Raw genomic sequence first — 19,054 nt, 5'->3', positions numbered from 1 at the left:
TCAGATGCGCAACAGCCGCATTACCTATCCTATGATACCATCATCCGGGCTGCGGAGATACCGCAGGATCGATAGATCGCGAGCACGTCGCGGGCCATGTCCAGCGAGGTGCGGGCATAGTCGATGCGGCGACTGAGGCGGGGCGCCAGCGTCGGGTCCTTGATGAAGGGGCGCAACTGCTCTCTGAGCGCATCGGCGTCTCCCGCCGGGAAGGTGGCGCCGTTGGCGCCCGGCTCGACGAAGTCGCGCATGCCGGGCACGTCGGAGACGATCACCGGCGTGTGGGTCGCCAGCGCCTGCAGCAGCGTCAGCGGGCTGTTCTCGTGCCAGATCGACGGGATCACCAGCACGTCGATGCCGGCCATGATGCCAGCCATGTCGGCGGGCTCGAACGAGCCGGCAAACCGCACCTGCATGCCGGCCGCCATCGCCGCGATCTTGCCGCCATAGGCGGGGTGCTGGTCGAGCGATCCCCAGACATCGACCTCCGGCGCCGGCTGCCCGGCGGCCGGCGTCAGCCCGCGCACCGCCTCGATCAGTACGTGCAGCCCCTTATGCGGCGCGATCTGGCCGATATAGCCGATGCGGAGCGGGCCCGGCGGCGGCGGCGGCTTCGGCGTGCGGTCGATGTCGACGCCGAAGCGCGACACCGTCATCGGCACCGTGATGCCATTGTCGCGATAGCGCTCGGTGGTGAAGGTCGTCGGCACGATGGCGGCACGGTAGCTGTTCAGCGCCTGCTTCAATATGTCCGGGCGGGTCCGTACCGCGTCGATTTCCTCGCGCAGGCCGCGCGGCAGCACGGGGCGGTAGATCAAGGCGGACAGCGCCGCCAGCTGCGGCATCGGCCACCGGCCGAGCAGCTTCCACCAGCTGCCGGCGGGCGCGGTGCGCTGCTTCTCGTGCACGCCGCAGGCGAGGCAGCCGAAGCGCAGATATGAAGGACCGGCGCAGGGCGCGCCTGAGGGCGTGCTGAGCAGCCCGGTATGGCAGAAGCCGTGGAAGTCGGTGAAGGTGGCGACGAGCGGTATGTCGAGTTGCTGCGCCGCGGTGTGCACCGCAGTGGTGTGGTAGAGGAAGTGGCAGACATGGACGACGTCCGGCTGCAGCTCCTCGAACAGCTGTCGATAGACCGACACCCGCGAGGGATCGTCGAATGTCGCGCGGGTGTCGGTCTTGAGCGCGGGCACGCGGATGACCGGAACGCCGTCCCATTCCTCGCGCTGGATTTCCGCCGGGCCATGACGGCGGGCGGCGATGACGGTGGGGCGATGGCCGAGCTGCTTCAGCGCCCGGCTGAGCTCGAGCGTGTAGATCTCGGTGCCGTAATTCTGGTCGGGCATAAAGGCATGCACGATCAGCGCAATGGAGAGGCCCGGGGCGTTTTCCAACATGCCGCGGCCCCTTACAGCGCCAGCGGCGCGGCGCGCCGGCCCCAATCGGCGACGGTGGCGCGCAGGGCGGCGGCGTTGGCGGCACATGCGGCGGGATCGTCGAGCAGAGCCAGCAGCGCCGCCTCCCAGGTCGCGGGATCGTCGGCAAGCAGCGGTACGGTGCCTGCCAGCGCCGCCGAGGCGGGGCCGGCGCCGAAAAGCCCGGCGGCGCCGAGCCGGGCGGCATCGATGGCCTTGGTCGGCGCCCGCGAGCGGTTGACGGCGGTGTCGCGCAGCGGCGCGATCAGGATGCCGCCGGCGCCGGTGGTGTGGGCCCGATAGGCCGGCCAGTCCATTTCGCCCAGGAATTGCGCCCGGTCCGAGAAGCGCCAGAGCGCCTTGGCGGCGGGCGGGCCGATGACCTCGACCCGCGTCTGCGGCCGCTTCGCCAGCACGCGCCGGACGATCTCCGCGGCGAGCGGGTGGTCGTCCAGATGGCTGAGCTGGGCGTGGTAGCGCAACAGGTCGGAAGGCGGCGGCAGAGGGGCGGCGAGGTCGTCCGCCCCCGGCGTCGGCTCGATCACCGTCGGCTGCCAGGACGCCAGCCGGCGGGCGAGTGTGGGGGTGGAAACCCAGAGCCGGAAGGTGCCGGACTTCAACAGGCGCAGCGGCAGCAATCCCTGCAACGCGACAAGCGCCCGATAGCCGAGCGGCAGCCTGCCGTCGCGGAGCATCGCCGCATAGTCGTCATCGACGAAGGCGGCGATGCCGCCCAGGCGGGCGGCCTGCAGCGCCCGCAGCCAGCGCCAGGGAAGATAGCGGCAGATGATCACCAGAGCGCCGTCGAGAGCGAGCGCGTCGGGACGGCAGGAGCGGGTGTCGATCATCTCGACGCTCACATCCATCCGCGCCAGCCGGGGCAGGAGATAATAGTCGCAGCTGGGATTGGGCCCGCGCACCAGCACCAGCACGCGCCGGCGCGGCGACCCTTCTGCTTCGACCATACTCCACGCCTCTCGGCCATCACGCACTCCGCCCTCCGCGTGTTTAGCAGCAGCGTCACCCGATCGGAAAGCTCTTCCTTCGCACCGCAGCGATGGTGTAATCCAGCCTGCATGTCCGCTCCAGCAGGGCCGAGAATGCAGCCGGGCCGCGAACCTGCCAAATCCGCACGCGCAACTGGTTCTCGCAAAGCCCGTGCCGATGGCGGTGCCGACACCCTGGCCAATGCCATTGCCAATCCTCTTGCCATCGTGTCCGGCGGATCGAGCGGCATCGGCCTTGCCTGCGCCGTGCAATTGGCGGCGAGGGGATGTCGCGTCGCGCTGCTCGCGCGTGACGCGGCGAGGCTCGCCGAGGCGGCGGCGGCGATCCGGCGCGGCCATCCCGCGGCGCAGGTGGTTTGTCAGCCGCTCGACGTGCGCGACGCCGGCGCCTGCGCCGAGGCGGTGGACACGCTGGTGGGGCGCCATGGCCCGCCGGCCTGGCTGATCAACAGCGCCGGCATCGCCGAGCCCGGCCTGTTTCTCGACCAGCCGCTCGCCGCCCATGAGGCGCAACTCGCCACCAATTATCTCGGTTCGCTGTATCTCTCCCATGCCGCGGCGCGCCATATGGCCGCGGCCGGCGAGGGCCGGCTGGTGTTCGTCTCCTCCGGCGCCGGCCTGTTCGGCATTTACGGCTATTCGGCCTATGCGCCGTCGAAATTCGCGGTGCGGGGCCTCGCCGAGGTGCTGCGCGTGGAGCTGGCGCCGCTCGGCATCGGCGTGACGGTGGCCTATCCGCCGGATACCCGCACACCACAGCTCGAGGCCGAGCGGCGGACCAAGCCGGAGGTCGCGCGGCGCCTCGCTGGCGAAAGCGGGGAGTGGGAGGCGGATGCGGTGGCCCGCAAGATCATCGCCGGCGCGCTCGCTGGCCGCTTCGCCGTGGCGCCGGGCCTGCCGACCGCCTTCGTCAACCTTTTCCACAGTCTGATCGCGCCGCTGCTGCGGGCGCGGCAGCAACAGTTGATCCGGGCGATCGGATCGCACCGACCCGACGACTGATCGTCGCCGCGCCTATCCCCGGATCGGCGAGGTTGCCGGAGCCTGGGCTGGAACTCCGGCCGGCGTCTCTGCCGGTGCCGGCGCCTGCCGCGCGGTCGGGGTGAACAGCAGCCCCTGGGTGAGGCGCAGCAGCGAGGCGACCTCGTTGCCGTGATGCTGGCGCACCAGCTCGCTGATGCGGGTGCGGGCACCCCACAGGTCGCCCTTGCGCCAGTTGGTCTGGTTGCGCCACGGCTCCGCCTTGTACCAGACCAGCGCCTCCGGCACCGTGCCGATGCGCAGGCCGTGCAGCTTGGCCTGCACCAGCGCCCGCCAGTCTTCCGCATGGTAGAGGAAGCCGTCCTCGACGAAGCCGCCGGCGGCCAGGAACTTCTCGCGGTCGGCGATGAAGTTGGTGTCGCCGATCACGTTGAAGATGAAGCAGGCGGCGCCGCCCTCGCCGAGGAACAGGAAGCGCCGGTAGGAGCGCTCCTCCGCCATGTCGGCGTCGCTGGCCACGAAGTCGAGCGCACAGGTGACGAGGTCGAAATCCCCCGCCGTCAGGGCGCGGGAGAACACCTCCAGCTCCTGCGGCTTGGAGACGTTGTCGTCGTCGTGGAACTTGACCCACTTGCCGTGCGCCGCCCGCGCCGCGGCGTTGCGTGCCGCCGCCGGGAAGCGGGCGCCGTCCGAGCGCACCACCCGTACCGGGAAGGGCAGGTCGCGACGCTCGGGCAAGGCGGCGAGGAAAGCCTGCGCCTCCGGCGTCGCCGAGTGATCGTCGCCCACCACCACTTCCAGCGGCTTCAGCGTCTGGCGGGCAAAGCCGTCAATGGCGCGGGCGAGGCCGGCGGGATTGTCGCGATGGGTGATGCACACCGAGATGTCCGATGCGACCGGCGCGGCTGCCACCGCGGTCCGGCGCCGGTCCGCATCCTGTTCCAGCAGTTCGCGGGTGAAGTCGGCATGCTGGCGCGCCGCCTCGGCGGCGGGGATGTGTCCACGCTGCACCGCGCCGCCGGCCTCGACGAAGCGGATGAGCGCCGCGCCGACGTCCCAGGCGGTCGGCGGCACGAAGCAGTTGGCGCGATCCTGCGGATCGACCAGCTCGGCGCCGCCGCCCACCTGCGTCGACAGGAAGGGGATGCCGCGCGCCAGGCATTCCTGGATGGTGCAGGGAATGTTGTCGCTGAGCGAGGGCATGACGGCGAGCGCGCCGGTGGATTGCAGCAGGTCCAGCGCCTCGTTGGCGTTGAGATTGTCCAGCAGCTCCCATTCGATGTCGAGCCGCGACATGCGCAGCCCGAACATATCCGCCGAATAGGCCGGGTCGTTGATCTTGCCGAGCAGCAGCACCTTGAACGGGCGGCTCGCCCGCTGCTGCAGCATCTGCAGCGCATCAATGAACAGGTTGAGGCCCTTGCGGTGCTCGAGGCGCCCGAAGAAGGCGAGGGTCGGCACCGCGCCGGGGGCGCCGGGAGCCTGCGCGGCGCGCGCATTGTGGCCGGCCTGGCTGTGCGCCTTGGGCAGCACGTTCTGGATCACCCGCACGGTCGGCGGCATCGCCCAGCCGTCCTCGCGCAGGAAGGAGAGCATGTAGTCGCTGGGCGAGAGAATGGCGTCGGCATGCTGCACCGAGCCGCGCTCCATCGCCTCGCGGAACAGCACATTGGGGCTGATCACCGGGGCGTTGCTCCAGCGCATCGACCAGGCGGTCGGGCCGTGTAACTGCGCCACGATCGGCCCGCAATCGATGAGGCCGGCACGCTTGGCCAGCGCCGGGTAGTAGCCGATCCCCAGATAGTCGGCGACATGGACGATGTCGTAATGCGTCTCGCGGAGATGGCGGTACACCGCATAGGAACGCAGCGGGTCCGAGCCGCCCCCGGCCATGGCCGGCACGGCGACGTTCTCCAGCACCGAGGAGTCCAGCTCCTGGAACCCGATGCCCTCGCGCCCGAGCGCTTCACGCCACATGGCGCCGTCGCCGACCTCGTAATTCGGGTTGGCGTAGATCACCGTCACCTTGTGGCCGGCATCGACCAGGGTTTCGGCCAGGCCGCGCAGCGCCGTGCCGACCCCGCCATTGCGGACCGGCCCGGCGAAGTCCGCGGTGGCGATCGCGATCGAAGCGGACATCAGGCCTCCTCGGAGCTGGCGAGCATGTGGACCTCGTCCGCATCCCGGACGGAAAGCTTCCAGGGCGCCTCGGCGGGGATCATGCCGAGCGGCGCGGAGAAGGCGCAGAAGCCGTCCATGCCGGTCTGGGCCATGAGGTCGCGGCGGTACAGCGTCGCATGGGCGGACCAGATCTCGGCCGTGCCCGAGCTCAGCACCACTTTCGGCCGGCGCGCCGGGTTCAGCAGATTGACCGCCCAGCCCCTGAGGAAGTCGGGGCGGGGCCCGACGCGCAATAGCTCGGCGTCCAGCTCCTCGAGAAAGGTCACGACGTTTGGCGGGCGCAGTTCGGTGATGAGGACGCGCCGTCCCCTCTGCTCGGCGAACAGTTGCAGCCGGCTCTGGCGCAGCAGGAAGCGCAGCGGCAGCGCTTCCCAGAAGGCGCGCGCGCCGGCATCGAGATCGGCCCGCTCCATCGCCGGGACGAAGCGGTGCTCCTCGCCGTGTTCGTTGACCAGCACCGCCGCCAGCGGGCTGGGATCCGAGGAGGCGATCCATCCGGAGATATGGGTCCTGGCGAAGGTTTCCACGTTGAAGCGGAACTGCGGCACCAGCAAGCTGGCAGGCGCCATCTTGAAGTTGGCCCGGTAGCAGGGCGTGCCGCCCTGCATCACCAGCAGCGTCACGGTTTCGTCAGTATCGTCCGGCTGAATGCCGAGACCGAGCCAGTTCGTCAGCGGGAAGTTGAAGCCGCAATGCAGCGTATCATAGCCACCCATCACCACATCGGGGCGCGGCAGCGTCGGCGTGCCGATGTCGAAGCTCCGGGGGGTGACGACATGCACCGACAGCGGGCCCATCGACGGATTTTTGGCGATCACCCAGCCGCCGACCCCGAAGGCGGAGAACGCCTCGAGATTGCCGATGGCGAGTTGGGATTTTATGCCCTGACCAACGGGCGGCCCCTTAGCGGCGGATTGGCCAGACAGCATACGGAACCCGCTCCCCACCTGCTCGCCATGCTCCTGTCGATCAACGGCGGGACCCACCTTGACGACGGGCCCTTGCGTTCAGCTTTTATCTGGCGCCCAATTTGGAGTAAAGTGCATCGGTAGCTGTTCTTCCGCCGCCGCGCCTTTCGTAAATGGCACATCGGCTAGTCACATATTATGATGTATTCGACAATATTGTTTAGATCTATGTGGGTCACTTTTTACCCCCCTCTGGCAGAAAGCCCTGAATTCACATGAGTGTCGAGTCAGCCTCGCATCCCATGACTGACACGACTCGTCGTAACGAACTCCTGGCTTTCAGCTCTAGGTTGTCGGACGATCTGCGGCGGGCTGCCCGTCAGTCCCGCGTGCGCAACATGGCGGCCGGGCAGCGCAAGGCGGCGCTGTTCGTGCGTCGCATGCCCTGGCTCGCGGCGCCGCTGCAGATTGTGACGCGCACGAGTTTTCTGCTCTGCGTCGTCGCGCCGTCCATTCTGCTGACCATCTATTATCTCTTCATCGCCTCGAGCCAGTACTACTCGGAGGCACGTTTCGCCGTGCGGGCGGGCGATACCACCTCCCTCGATACGGTGACGGCGCTCACCGGCCTGCCTTCCGTCACCCAGTTCCAGGATTCGACCATCGTCGTCGAATATCTGAAGAGCCGGGCCATCGTCGAAGCGCTCGAGCAGAAGATCCAGCTCTCCACGCTGTTCAACAAATCGGATGTGGACTGGTTCAGCCGGCTCCAGGTCGGGGCGCCGATCGAGGAGACGGTAAGCTATTGGCGCCGCCAGGTGACGACGTCGGTCGAGATGCCGTCGGGCATCATCACCGTGCGGGTCAACGCGTTCTCGCCGGAGGACGCGGTCACCATCACCCGTGCGGTGGTCGATCTCAGCGAGCAGCTGGTCAACCAGCTGGGCGAACGCGCCCGGCGCGATCTGATCTCTGCGAGCGAGCACGAGGTCGCGCGGGCGGAGGAGCGGCTGCGCGAGGCGCGCTCGGCGCTGAAGGACTGGCGCAACGATGTCGGCATGCTGGACCCCACGACCGCCGCCGAGGGCATCCAGGGGCTGATCGCCACCCTCAAGGCCGAGCAGCTTAAGCTTCGCCAGGAAATCTCGACCGGCTCCCGCACGTTGAACGCCAATGCGCCGCAGCTTCAGCTGCTGAAATGGCGCGAAGAGGCGACCCAGGAGCAGATCGACATTCTGGAGCGGCAGCTCACCTCGCCGGCCGGACAGGGGAAGAACACCATCTCCAGCGTCATCACCCGCTTCGAGGAGATCGAGCTCAACCGGACGCTGGCGGAACGCATGTACACGCTAGCCGCGTCCAATTTCGAGCGCGCGCGCATCAATAGCGAGCGTCAACAACTCTATCTGAATACCTTTGTCCAGCCGAGCCTGGCGGATGAGCCTTCGGGGCCGAAGCGCACGCGCAACATCCTGCTCGGCATTCTGGCGCTGATCTGCCTGTGGGGCGGCGGCACGGCCCTCATCCGCTTCAGGCAACAATTGAGTGGCAGCAAATGAGGATGGATAACCATGGTCATTGTTGATCACGTGACCAAATACTACATGGTCAATTTCCGCAAGAAGATGGTGCTGGACGATGTGTCCGTCGCCTTCAATCCAAGCCGCAGTTATGGCCTGCTTGGCCAGAACGGCGCCGGCAAGTCGACCTTTCTGCGCCTGGTTGCCGGTGCGGAGGAGCCCAATAAGGGCCGCATCTGGCGCAACACCCGGATTTCCTGGCCGCTCGGCTTCTCCGGCAGCTTCCATCCGAAGATGACCGGCCGGGAGAACGCGATCTTCCTGGCGCGGGTCTATGGCGCGAACATCAAGCAGACCCTCGATTTCGTCTATGATTTCGCCGAGCTCGGGCCGGATATCGATGCGCCGGTGGGCACCTATTCGTCAGGCATGAGCTCGCGGCTGGCCTTCGCCGTCTCCATGGCGGTCGAGTTCGACGTCTATCTGGTGGATGAGACCACCGCCGTCGGCGACGCCCGCTTCCAGCAGCGTTGCGCGGCCGCGTTTGCCGAGCGTCGGGCGCGTTCGGGCTTGATCATGGTGTCGCACTCGGTGTCGACCATCAAGGAATACTGCGACACAGGGATGATCCTGGCGAACGGCAAGCTGCTGATCTTCGATGACCTCAACGAGGCGATCGAGCGCTATCGTCAGATGATGATGTAGCGCCTGCCGCGATCCGTTTGTCGCCGAGCCGGCCGCTTTTGATCCGGCCGCGCTTCAGTTCGTGCTGCCTGAGCCGCTCGCGGCGGTGCGCATTGGCGGCATGCGTGGCGACGAGGCGCGGCGGCGGATCGACGAAGGCGCCCGCGCCATTGACGGTTCCCGTCAATATCCGCTCGACGATGATTGCACGGGCATGGGCGCTGCCTTCCGGATTGTAGAACGAGCCGGGCAGCTGGATGGTGCCGGCGAGGCCGCGCACCAGGGCGTCGAGCAGTTCCATGTCCACCCGGCCGGGATCGCTCCAGAACCGGTCGAGCGGCGCGTCCGAGGTCAGTCCCTCGATGTCGTAGAGCGCCACGCCCATCACCTTGGTCGGGCGGCCGATGCGCAGCGCATGCAGCCCCACCGTCGAATTGATCACGACGACCGATTCGGCGCGCTCCAGCATCTCCGACAGCACGCCGCCGTCGATCGCCGTCACCCGGTCGGCGATGCCGGCCTCGCGCGCCAGCTTCATCACTTCGGGGCACCAGTCGATGAGGCCGACATCCAGCGGATGCTGCTTCACCACGATGCCGAGGTCGGGCGGCGCATGCCGGGCAAACGAGGCGAACACCTCCCGCAGCATCTGCCGCTGGTCGGAATAGGGCGAGTTGTAGCGGATCTGGTAGTCGTTCTGCAGCTGCAGCGGAATCAGCACGAAGGGTTTGGCCATCGAGGCGGCCAGCGCGGCGCTATATTTCCGGCTGCGCCGCCATTGCCGGAACCAGCGCAGCGGCGCGCTCGCATATTCCAGCACCGGATTGTAGAAACGGTCGGCCCGATAGCGCGGGAAAAAGTAGAAATAGAAGTAATTCACGAGGTGATAGAAGACCTCGTTGAAGGCTTCCTGCGCGAAGGAATAGGGGAAGACGCGTTCTTCCGGCACGTTGTCCACCTGCGCGGCGATGGCGCGGATGCTGGCCGGGTCGTTGGGAAAATGCGACCAGCCGCCCATGCCGCCGCGCTCCAGCGTGATCCAGGCCGGCCGCAGATAGCCGAACTCGATGACGTAGGGCGTGGCGCCGAGCCCCGAAGCGACATGCGCCGCGATGCGGTGATAAGGCTGCTGGTCGCCGTAATACACCACGTCGGTCACGCCCTCGCGGCGGATCCGTTCGGCGAGCCAGTCGCCCCAGTCCTCCAGACGGCCGCGATAGGAGAGGGCGTTGCGCCGCCCCCAATACAGCCGCTCGGCGGTCGAGAAATTGACCTTGATGACGCGATGGCCGGCGGCCTCGAACGAGGCCGCCAGTTCACGCCAGAAATGCGACGGTGGCCCCTGCAGGAAGAGGAGCGTCCTCACCGGACCGGACATGCGGGACATTCCTAGCGCGTGCGCGTCGCACCGTTTCGCTGGGCCAGCAATTGCGAAAGATTTGCAATCGACAGGCCGGCTTCGGCAAGCGCACGCTTTTCTTCCACCAGCGTGGTGACGGCGTATTCGATGTCCTCGGCGGTGTGCTCGCTGGAGACGAAGAAGCGCAGCCGGGCCGAGTGGTTCGGCACGCCGGGCGGCAGCACCGGGAAGGCGTAGACGCCGCGCTCCAGCAGGCGCTCCGCCAGCAGGATGGTCTGCAGCGCGTCGCCGATGATCACCGGCACGATGCCGTAGCCCCAGGCCAGCCCATGGTCGAGGCCGTGCGCGGCGAGGCGGGCGATCATGGCATGGCCGTTATCCTTGAGCCGGCTCAGCCTTTCCGGCTCGCGCAGCATCACCGCCAGGGCGGCATTGGCGGCGGCGGCGGTGGCCGCCGGCATGCCGACGCTGTAGACCAGCCCCGGCGCGCCGAATTTCAGCAGGTCGACCAGCGGCCCGGAGCCGGCGACATAGCCGCCGCAGCTCGCCAGCGATTTCGACAGCGTGCCCATCCAGATGTCGATGTGCTTGGGGTCTACGCCGCAATGCTCGGCGATGCCGCGCCCGGTGGCGCCGAGCACGCCGAGGCCGTGCGCGTCGTCCACCATCAGCCAGCAGCCGTAGCGCTCCTTGAGCGCGACCAGCGCCGCCAGATCGGGGCCGTCGCCGTCCATGGAGAACAGGCCCTCGGTGACGATCATCACATTGTCGAAGCGCCCGCGCTCGGCGGCGAGCATGGCTTCGAGCTCATTGAGGTCGTTATGGGCGAAGCTGCGCCGCGCCGCGCCCGACAGCCGTCCCCCCACCACGATGCAATTGTGGATCCAGGCGTCGTGCAGCAGCAGGTCGTTCGGCCCCAGCAGCGCGGCGATGGCCGACACCGCCGTGGCATGCCCGCTCACGAACACCACCGCATCCTCGGCCTCGTAGAGCGCGGCGAGGGAGCGCTCCAGTGCCGCATGCACCGGCCGCTCGCCGGAGGTGATGCGGCTACCCGACACCGAGGTGCCGAAGCTCTCGATGGCCTCCACGGCGGCGCGGGAGATCTCCGGATGGCCGTTCAGGCCGATATAGTCGTAGGAGGTGAAGTTGAGGACCTTGCGACCGTCGAGCTGGGTGAAACGGCCGGCCTTGGTCTCGTGCTGGCGGTAATAGGGGCTCGTCAGTCCCAGCGTCGCGCTTACCGCCTTCTGCTGCGCCATGGCCTGATAGGCGGCGAGCTGGGTGAAGCCCTTGGCCTTGGGCAGCTGGGGCTGGGCACCGGGCGCGTCCGCCGCCTTGACCGAGCGCATCTGCGCGATGAGGGCACCGACCTGTCCCTGCGACAGCCGGTCCGGCGTGTCCCGCCCCGTCATGTCAGACGTTCTCCGCTATAGTCGAGCTGGGCGATGGCCGCCGCGGTGCTCTCGGTCTCGCTCGGCGCCAGGCTGAAGGATTCCAGCTTGGCGGCCGCGATGGCATCGGCCTCCGAAGGGGTCTCGGCCGCGTCCCGTCCGTCGCCCTGGAGCAGCGGCAGCGCCTGCGCGACGATGTCCTCGACCGTCCGGTCGCTGATCGAGATGATCGGCATCTCGATGCCGCAGCTCTGCTCCAGCGCCAGCCGCAGCTCCAGCGCCATCAGCGAATCCATGCCCATCTCGCCCAAGGGACGCTTGGCGTCGACCGCCTCCGGCGCCAGCCGCAATATCTTGGCGATTTCCCGGCCGATGGCCTCGCCGAGGATCTGCTTGGCCTCCGCCTCCGACTTGCCGGCGAGCCGGCTGGCGAAGTCGGTCTCACCCTCCTCGAAGTCGCGGCTCTCCCCGCCCAGCAGGCCGGCAAAGGTCGGCGAGGTGAGGATGGCGAGCTTTTCCGCCACCATCGAATGGCCGATATCGGCGAAGAAATGCACCGCGCCGAGCTTGTCCTGGTCGGCGAGCAGCCGGCCGAGCTGGGCGAGGCCGTCGGCCGAGGTGATGCCGTTGACGCCGGTGGTGCGCCGCAGCCGCTCGGCCAGTTCGGCGTCGCGGGCGATCACGCCGGTGTCGGAGATCGCGCCCCAGCCGATGGCGATGGCCGGCAGGCCTTCCTGCCGGCGCCGGCGCGCCACGCCTTCGAGGAAGGCATTGGCGGCGACATAGGCACCCTGGCCGGGGCTGCCGATCAGCGTCGTCGCCGAGGAATAGACGACGAAATAATCCAGCGGCGCGCCGCGCGTCGCGCGGTCCAGCGCCAGCACGCCGTCGACCTTGGGCTTCAGCACGGTGTCGAGGCTGGCCGGGGTGAGGCTCGACAGCATGCCGTCCTCGAGCACGAGGGCGGTGTGGATCACCCCGTTGAGCGTGCCGAAGCGCGCCTTGAGTTCGCCGACCAGCGCCGTCACCGCCGAAGCATCGGTCACATCGAGCGGGAACGGCGTGAAGGTCACACCGCGCGCCGCATAGCTGGCGACCCTGTCGGCGAAGGCCGGATCGATGACCCCGCGCCGCGAGGCGACCGCGACCTGCGTCGCGCCGCGATCGGCGAGCCAGAAGGCGGTGGCGAGGCCGAAGCCCGCCGTGCCGCCGACCACCAGATGCACGCCGTCGGGCGCGGCGCGGAACACGCCGGGATCCACCGCCCCCATGCGCGCCGGCCGTACGATCAGCTTGCCGAGATGCTCGGCGCTGCGCATCAGGTGCAGCGCATCCGCCACATCGTCGGCGCGGAACCGCCGATAGGGCAGCGGCCGCAGCGAGCCGTCGGCCAGATGCTCGCCGAGCGCGCCCATGATGCGGCCGACGCTGGCGGTGTCGTGCTTCAGCAACTCGTCGAGATCGATGCCGAAATAGCTCAGATTGTGCACGAACGGCCGCAGCTGCAGCGTGGTGTTGTTGAGGTAGTCGCGCTTGCCGAGTTCGAGGAAGCGGCCGAACGGGCGCAGCACCCGTACGCCCTCGCGCATCGCCTCGCCCGACAGCGAATTCAGCACCACGTCGACGCCGCCGATCTGGAGCAGCGCGTCGACGAAGTCGAGCGAGCGGGAATCGAAGGCCTGCTCGGCTCCGAGCGCGCAGGCGAGCGCCCGGCGCGCCGGGGTGCCGGCGGTGGCGTAGACGGTGGCGCCGCGCCGGCGGGCGATCTGGATCGCCGCCATGCCGACCGCGCCGACGGCGCCGTGGATCAGCACGCGGTCGCCGGCCCGGAGCCGTCCGGCCTCCTCCAGCGCATACCAGGCGGTGGCGAAGGCGACCGGGATGGTGGCGGCCTCCTCCAGCGACAGGCCGTCCGGCACCTTCTGCACATGCGCCGGCGCGGCGACGACATGCGAGGCGAAGGCGCCCGAGGTGAAGGCCATTACCCGGTCGCCGGGCGCAAAGGCGCGGCAGTCCGGGCCGATGCGCGTCACCGTGCCCGAGCATTCGAAGCCGAAGGCCGCGCGCGTCAGCCCGCCCGAGAGCAGGTCCTCGTCGAGGATGCCGAAGGCCACCATCACGTCGCGGAAATTGAGGCCGGTATAGGCGACCTCGATCTCGACGGCGTCGCCGGCCGGGGCCGGCCGCGGCTCGATGCTCCAGGCGATGTCCTGCGTCGACAGCGCGTTCTTCGGCCGCAGCACCGCCCGCGCGGTGTCCGACACCGGCTGGATGCGCTGGCGGGCGCCGCGCCGGGCCCGCGGCACGAAGACACCGGTGCCGGCGATGCGCAGTTCGGTTTCCGGCGAATTCTGCAGCAGCGTGGCGGCCAGATCGAGCGCCACCGTCGCCGGCGCCACCTGCGCATCGAACTCGACGACGCGGATGTCGATCATCGGGAATTCGTTGCGGGCGACGCGGGCGAAAGCCCGCAGCGCATGCGCCGTCGCCAGCGGCTCGCCGGCGGGGTGCGTGCCATCGCCGGCGGTGACCGCCAGCGCCAGCCAGTAGCGCAGACGCTCCGTCCTGGTCGCCACCGCGCCGAGGCTGGCCACCAGGCCGAGCAGCCGCTGCTTCAGCGTCTCGCTCGCCTGGGCGGCGCCAAGGTTGGTGTCGATGAAGTGCAGGAGATCGGTGGCGTTCTCGATGTCGGCGTCGTCGAGCCGGTCACCGGCCACGCTTACCTCGGCAAGATCGGCCAGTTCGTGGAGGATCGCCTGCGCCGCCGCGCCGGCGGCGCCATGAACGATGATCGACACCGGGGCGACCGGCTCCGTCTCCTTGGGCGCGATGCGGCCGACCGCGAGGCGGGTGAAGCTGTCGCTCCATTCCGGCAGCGCATCCTCGAAGCGGAACTGGTCGCGCAGCAGCCCGATATGGAACGGCGCGCCGCGTTCGCCGGCATTGCGTTCGCCGGCATTGCGTTCACCTGCCCCGATTTCGTCCGACAGGCCGGCGAGCGACAGCAGCAGCTCCGCCACCGGATCCGGCTTCGGCGCCAGCTGCGCCACCAGCCCACCGGGCTTCACCCGCCGGGCCGCCGCGCGGGTCGCGCCGGCGTCGCCGCCGATCAGCAGGTCGAAGCGGCCGGCACCGGCCGGCGGCTCCGTCAGATCGACATGGCCGAGCGTCAGGCCGCGGCCGTGATGGGCGAGGAAGGCATCGAAGGCCTCGCGCTTGTCGGTCGCCAGCGACAGCAGGATGGCGTCGTCGCGCAGATAGGGAACCAGCATGCGCCAGAGGCCGAGATCCCAGGGCTGCGCCCACAGCACCGGCAGCGGCGCCGGCGCGCTGGCTTTCACCGCGGCGGCCAGCGTCGCGGCGAGCCGCTCGCGACCGGCGGTGAAGATGGCGAGCTCGGCTTTCACCTGCTCCTTTTGCGAGGTGGTGAGCGCGGCGGCCTCGCCGGTGCGGCAGGCGGTGTCGAGATGCGCCAGCGCGTGCGAGGCGAGGATGATCTCGGCCTGGGCGGCGGGCATGCCCTCGACCATGGCGGCGAGGATGACTTCCGGCTCCGGCAGCTCGAGCCGGCCGTCGCGGGCCTCGAACTGCTCCACCAGCGCGGCGACGCGCTGGGCGACCGGCGAGGCGGTCAGCTCCGCCACCCCGTGCGGTGCGGTGCCTTCGCGTTCCAGCCAGCGCCGCGCCAGCGACAGGGTGAACGCCTGCAGCAGCAGCCAGGCATCCGGCGCTGCCGCCTCCGACGCCGCGGCGTCGAGGACGGGTGCGGCATGGGCGAGGTCGAGCACCGGCGGCGCGGCATGGGCCAGGCTCATCACCTCGTCGAGCCGCAGCACGCGCTGGTCGGCGCTGCGGCGCGACAGCACCACGGCGCGCAGATACACGCCTTCCAGCAGCGCGACGATCTCACCGTCCGGTGCGTAAAGCGCGATGTCGACGGTGGTGGATGTGCTGGTCTCCACGGTGCGCCGCACGATCGCCTTGCGGATCGGGCTGTGCGGCTTCAGCACCGTGACGGAGCGCAGCCGCACCGGCAGGTCGCAGCGCACCTCGCCCTCGGCGGTGGCCGCGCGGGACAGCAGCAGCCCGTGCAGGCTGGCGTCGAAACCGGTCGGGTCGAGCACGTGCTCGGCCGCGAAGGCGCCGAGCGGCGTTTCCGCCGCGTTCATCTCGACGATCTGGGCATCGGCATCGCGGTCGAGGCGGATGACGCGCTGGAAGCTCGGGCCGTAGTCCAGCCGCGCGGCGCGGGTGGCGCTGTAGACCTCGAGCGGACCGGAGACCGGGCGGCGGTCGGGGCCGGGGCCTTCCGGCGGCAGTCCCGGCGTACCGGTGAAGGCCAGCACCTGGCCATGCGCGTGGCGCACCCAGTCGTCGGAGCTGAGGCGCCGGCGGCTCCAGATCTCCACAACGCCGTTCTCCGGCGTGTAGCGCATCGAGATTTCGCGCATTCCCTCGGGCGGCAGGCTCATCGGCCGTTCGATGTCGAGGTCGCGCACCGCCAGCGGCACCGCGCCATGGATGTCGCGGCCGACGGCGAGGATCATCTCCAGATAGCAGGCCGCGGCCATCAGCGGCGTGCCGTCGACCACATGGTCGGCGAGATAGGGCAGCATCTTGATGTCGAGCGCCTGGCGCCACTCATTGGCGCCTTCGGTCACCCGCGAGCCGATCAGCGGATGCCGGCGCTGGCCGAGGGTGAAGTTGGCGCCGAAGAACTTCAGCCGCTCGGAGGTCTGCGGCAAAGCGTGGCGCGAGCGCTGCCAGGGATAGAGCGGCAGGTCGACGGTATTGGCGGCCTCCGTGCCGAAGATCGCCGTCTGGTCGACATCCGCCCCGCGGGTGACCAGCCGCGCGGTGATCTCCCAGATCGGGTCGGCATCGCCCCAGTTCCTGCCGTCGTCGTCGGTGAGGCCGGCGATCGCCTCGCCCGGCCTGTCCAGCGCCTTCAGCGTCTCGGAGATGGCGCCGGTGAGGATCGGGCGCGGCGAGACTTCGAGGAAGATCGAGGCGCCGAGCTCGGCGGCCCGCTCCACCGCGGCGGAGAACAGCACCGGCTGGCGGATGTTGCGCCACCAATAGGCGGCATCGCAGGCGGTGCCGTCCATCACGTCGCCCGTGACGGTCGAGAGGAACGGCAGGTCGCCGGTGCGCGCGTGCAGCTCGCCGAGATCTTCGATCATCTCGGCTTCGAGCGGATCGAGCAGCGCCGAATGGAACGGGTAGTCGAGATCCATCAGGATGACAGGGATGCGTTCCTGCCGCATCCGCTGCTGCGCCGTCTTGATGTCCTCGGCCGGGCCGCTGAGCGTCACCGAGGCCGGCCCGTTCACCGCCGCGATGGCGACCCGATCCAGCCCGTGACGGTCGAGGAAAGCCTGCACCTCGGCGGCGCCGGTCGCCGCGACCGCCATGCGGCCCTGTCCCTTGATGCGCTCCTGGTGCAGGCTGCGCAGATGGATCAGCCGCACCGCCTCCTCGAGGCCGAGCGCACCGGCGGCCCAGGCGGCCGCCACTTCGCCGACGCTGTGGCCGAGCACCATGTGCGGGGCGACGCCGGTCGCGCCCAGCGCCGTCACCATCGCCGATTGGATGGCGAACAGCAGCGGCTGCGCCGTCGAGGTTTCCTTCAGCCTCGCCGCGAGATCGGCGTCGTCGAGCCGCGCGGCGATCGACCAGCCGGCGAGCGGCGCGAAGAGAGCGTCGATGCGGTCGATCTGCGCGCGGAAGGCGGGATTCAGCGCATAGGCGCGGCGGCCCATGCCGGCCCATTGGCAGCCATTGCCGGAGAAGACGAAAGCGATCTTGCCATCGGCGCGCAGATCGCTGCCCTTCACCGCGCTGCTCTTCACCACGCTGCCTTTGGCACCGAGCGAGGGGGCCGTGCCGTCGCCGGCTTCCCGCAGGGCGCGCGCCACGTCGGCGGTGGCGCCGAGCGGTATCGCCAGCCGGTGCTCCATGGCTTCGCGGCGATGCGCCGCCGCATTGGCCAGAAGCGGCAGCGGCGTCGCCTCGCGCTCCACGGCATCGGCATAGCGCAGCGCCAAGGCGGACAGGGCGTCGGGGCTCTGCGCCGAGATCATCAGCAGCTGTGTCGCCGTCGCGGCCGGCACTCCGGTCCCGGTCGCCTTGGCCGGGGTGGCGCCCGCCGCTTCGTCGAGGGTGGGCCCGCGCAGCACGATATGGGCATTGGTGCCGCCGAAGCCGAAATTGCACACGCCGGCCAGCAGCGGCTCGTCGCCGGGCGCGAGCGCCAGCGGCTCGCTGGTCGGCGCCAGGTTGAGCGCGGCGAAGTCGATATTGGGATTGAGCTCGTCGAGGAACACCGTCTTGGGCAGCCAGCGGTGCTGCAGCGCCATCGACGCCTTCAGCAGGCCGACAAGGCCGGAGACGGGCTCGAGATGGCCGAAATTCGATTTCGCCGAGCCGATCGGCAGCGGCGCCGAGCGCTTCTTGGCGATGCTGGCGCCGATCGCGCCGGCCTCGATGGGGTCGCCCACCGGGGTACCGGTCCCGTGCGCCTCGACGAAGGCGAGGCGGTCGACGGAATGGTCGAGCGTGTCATAGACCGAATCGAGCAGCTGGCGCTGGCCGGCCGCCGACGGCAGCGAGATGCCGACGGTGCGGCCGTCGGAGTTGATGCCCGAGGCGACGATGACCGAGCGCACCGCCTCGCCATTGGCCCGCGCATCGGTGAGGCGGCGCAGCACGATGGCGGCGAAGCCCTCGGAGCGGACATAGCCGTCGCCCTGGGCGGAAAACGGCCGGCAGCGGCCGGTCGGCGAGAGCATGCGCGCGGCGGAAAAGCCGATGAACGGCGCCGGCGAGAGCAGCAGGTTGGCGCCCGCCACCACGGCGAGGTCGATCTCGTCGTCGCGCAGCGCCCGGAGTGCCTGATGCAGCGCCACAAAGGACGAGGCGCATGCCGCGTCGATGGTCATGCTCGGGCCGGACCAGTCGAAGGCGTAGGAAACCCGGTTGGCGATGATCGACAGCGAGTTGCCGGCGATGAAATGGCTCTGGATCGCCGCGAGGTCGACGGAGGTATGCGTCTGGTAGTCGACATTGGAGGCGCCGACATAGACGCCGATGCCCTTGCCGCTCAGGCGGGAGGGCACCATGCCGGCGCTCTCCAGCGCTTCCCACACCACTTCGAGCAGCAGGCGCTGCTGCGGGTCGATCTGCGCCGCCTCACGCGGGGAGACGCCGAACACGCCGGCGTCGAAGCCGAGGGGGTCGTCGAGATAGCCGCCGGCGAAAGTATAGCTATAGCCTGGAGCGGGGCCGGGATGCAGGAAGCGATCGACATCCCAGCGTCCGACCGGCTTGTCGGAAACGGTGCACTCGCCCTTGACCAGGACATTCCAGAACTCTTCCGGCGACTGCGCGCCCGGAAGCCTGCAGGCATATCCGAGGACTGCCACTTCGGGCCGAGATCGATTGACGCCACGAGCCATCCAGCCGCTCACTCTCTAGTACCGAACAACGGACGCTTCGCTGCGGCAGAACGTTTCCGACTCCCTCCCCGCCACCAAGCAGCTCGCCCCTGCAATTTCAAACCGCATACCCACGCCCCGTTGAGAACATATTACATCGACGGCGGCGCA

10 protein-coding genes are annotated in these 19,054 nt (G+C 69.2%); 3 read left to right on the top strand and 7 right to left on the bottom strand.

What is annotated here, in order from left to right:
* Positions 1-29: 29 nt before the first annotated feature.
* Together KHC24_RS15030 and KHC24_RS15025 are read right to left on the bottom strand one after the other, a co-directional pair.
* The gene (locus KHC24_RS15030; RefSeq protein WP_213364122.1) at positions 30-1,394 is read right to left on the bottom strand and encodes a glycosyltransferase family 4 protein; all 1,365 of its coding nucleotides are present in this window, start codon (positions 1,392-1,394) and stop codon (positions 30-32) included.
* An 11-nt stretch (positions 1,395-1,405) separates the two neighbouring features.
* Positions 1,406-2,377: a hypothetical protein gene (locus KHC24_RS15025; protein WP_213364121.1), complete on the bottom strand. Its 972-nt coding sequence runs from the start codon at positions 2,375-2,377 to the stop codon at positions 1,406-1,408.
* A 135-nt stretch (positions 2,378-2,512) separates the two neighbouring features.
* Between KHC24_RS15025 and KHC24_RS15020 the strand changes: the two genes are divergently transcribed.
* Positions 2,513-3,421, top strand: a complete 909-nt coding sequence (locus KHC24_RS15020; protein WP_213364120.1) for an SDR family NAD(P)-dependent oxidoreductase — start codon at positions 2,513-2,515, stop codon at positions 3,419-3,421.
* Positions 3,422-3,433: 12 nt separating this feature from the next.
* Here KHC24_RS15020 and KHC24_RS15015 read toward each other — a convergent pair whose 3' ends face one another.
* Positions 3,434-5,539: a glycosyltransferase gene (locus KHC24_RS15015; protein ID WP_213364119.1), complete on the bottom strand. Its 2,106-nt coding sequence runs from the start codon at positions 5,537-5,539 to the stop codon at positions 3,434-3,436.
* On the bottom strand, positions 5,539-6,510 hold the full coding sequence (locus tag KHC24_RS15010) for a hypothetical protein (protein WP_213364118.1): 972 nt from the start codon (positions 6,508-6,510) through the stop codon (positions 5,539-5,541). Before KHC24_RS15010 ends, KHC24_RS15015 begins: the two co-directional genes overlap by 1 nt.
* 377 nt (positions 6,511-6,887) lie before the next feature.
* Here KHC24_RS15010 and KHC24_RS15005 point away from each other — a divergent pair, with 377 nt between their 5' ends.
* Both KHC24_RS15005 and KHC24_RS15000 read left to right on the top strand, forming a co-directional pair.
* Positions 6,888-8,048: a KpsE/RkpR family capsule polysaccharide export protein gene (locus KHC24_RS15005; protein ID WP_213364117.1), complete on the top strand. Its 1,161-nt coding sequence runs from the start codon at positions 6,888-6,890 to the stop codon at positions 8,046-8,048.
* 12 nt (positions 8,049-8,060) lie between these two features.
* Positions 8,061-8,714, top strand: coding sequence for an ABC transporter ATP-binding protein (locus KHC24_RS15000; protein WP_213364116.1), 654 nt, complete (start codon positions 8,061-8,063; stop codon positions 8,712-8,714).
* On the opposite strand, the gene KHC24_RS14995 is transcribed toward KHC24_RS15000, so the two are convergent.
* The 3 genes from KHC24_RS14995 to KHC24_RS14985 are packed head-to-tail and all read right to left on the bottom strand — an operon-like array spanning position 8,674 to position 18,871.
* Positions 8,674-10,071 carry a capsule biosynthesis protein gene (locus KHC24_RS14995; protein WP_213364115.1) on the bottom strand — a complete coding sequence of 466 codons (1,398 nt, stop codon included), beginning with the start codon at positions 10,069-10,071 and terminating at the stop codon, positions 8,674-8,676. The two genes, KHC24_RS15000 and KHC24_RS14995, sit on opposite strands and share 41 nt — an antisense overlap.
* 11 nt (positions 10,072-10,082) lie before the next feature.
* The gene (locus tag KHC24_RS14990; protein WP_213364114.1) at positions 10,083-11,468 is read right to left on the bottom strand and encodes an aminotransferase class I/II-fold pyridoxal phosphate-dependent enzyme; all 1,386 of its coding nucleotides are present in this window, start codon (positions 11,466-11,468) and stop codon (positions 10,083-10,085) included.
* Entirely contained in the window at positions 11,465-18,871 is a 7,407-nt protein-coding gene (locus KHC24_RS14985) for a type I polyketide synthase (protein WP_213364113.1), read from the bottom strand. Before KHC24_RS14985 ends, KHC24_RS14990 begins: the two co-directional genes overlap by 4 nt.
* Between the last annotated feature and the right edge of the window lie 183 nt (positions 18,872-19,054).

This window comes from Ancylobacter defluvii, assembly GCF_018390605.1.
In the GTDB taxonomy this organism is placed as follows: Bacteria; Pseudomonadota; Alphaproteobacteria; order Rhizobiales; family Xanthobacteraceae; genus Ancylobacter; species Ancylobacter defluvii.
The sequence above is the reverse complement of the archived record's forward strand: the minus strand, read 5'-3'. Positions and strand labels throughout refer to the sequence as shown.

What these genes read in the sequence shown, in the direction of transcription:
- KHC24_RS15030 (WP_213364122.1), bottom strand. Translation starts at nt 1,394, where the DNA reads ATGTTGGAAAACGCCCCGGGCCTCTCCATTGCGCTGATCGTGCATGCC.
- KHC24_RS15025 (WP_213364121.1), bottom strand. Translation starts at nt 2,377, where the DNA reads ATGGTCGAAGCAGAAGGGTCGCCGCGCCGGCGCGTGCTGGTGCTGGTG.
- KHC24_RS15020 (WP_213364120.1), top strand. Translation starts at nt 2,513, where the DNA reads ATGCAGCCGGGCCGCGAACCTGCCAAATCCGCACGCGCAACTGGTTCT.
- KHC24_RS15015 (WP_213364119.1), bottom strand. Translation starts at nt 5,539, where the DNA reads ATGTCCGCTTCGATCGCGATCGCCACCGCGGACTTCGCCGGGCCGGTC.
- KHC24_RS15010 (WP_213364118.1), bottom strand. Translation starts at nt 6,510, where the DNA reads ATGCTGTCTGGCCAATCCGCCGCTAAGGGGCCGCCCGTTGGTCAGGGC.
- KHC24_RS15005 (WP_213364117.1), top strand. Translation starts at nt 6,888, where the DNA reads ATGGCGGCCGGGCAGCGCAAGGCGGCGCTGTTCGTGCGTCGCATGCCC.
- KHC24_RS15000 (WP_213364116.1), top strand. Translation starts at nt 8,061, where the DNA reads ATGGTCATTGTTGATCACGTGACCAAATACTACATGGTCAATTTCCGC.
- KHC24_RS14995 (WP_213364115.1), bottom strand. Translation starts at nt 10,071, where the DNA reads ATGTCCGGTCCGGTGAGGACGCTCCTCTTCCTGCAGGGGCCACCGTCG.
- KHC24_RS14990 (WP_213364114.1), bottom strand. Translation starts at nt 11,468, where the DNA reads ATGACGGGGCGGGACACGCCGGACCGGCTGTCGCAGGGACAGGTCGGT.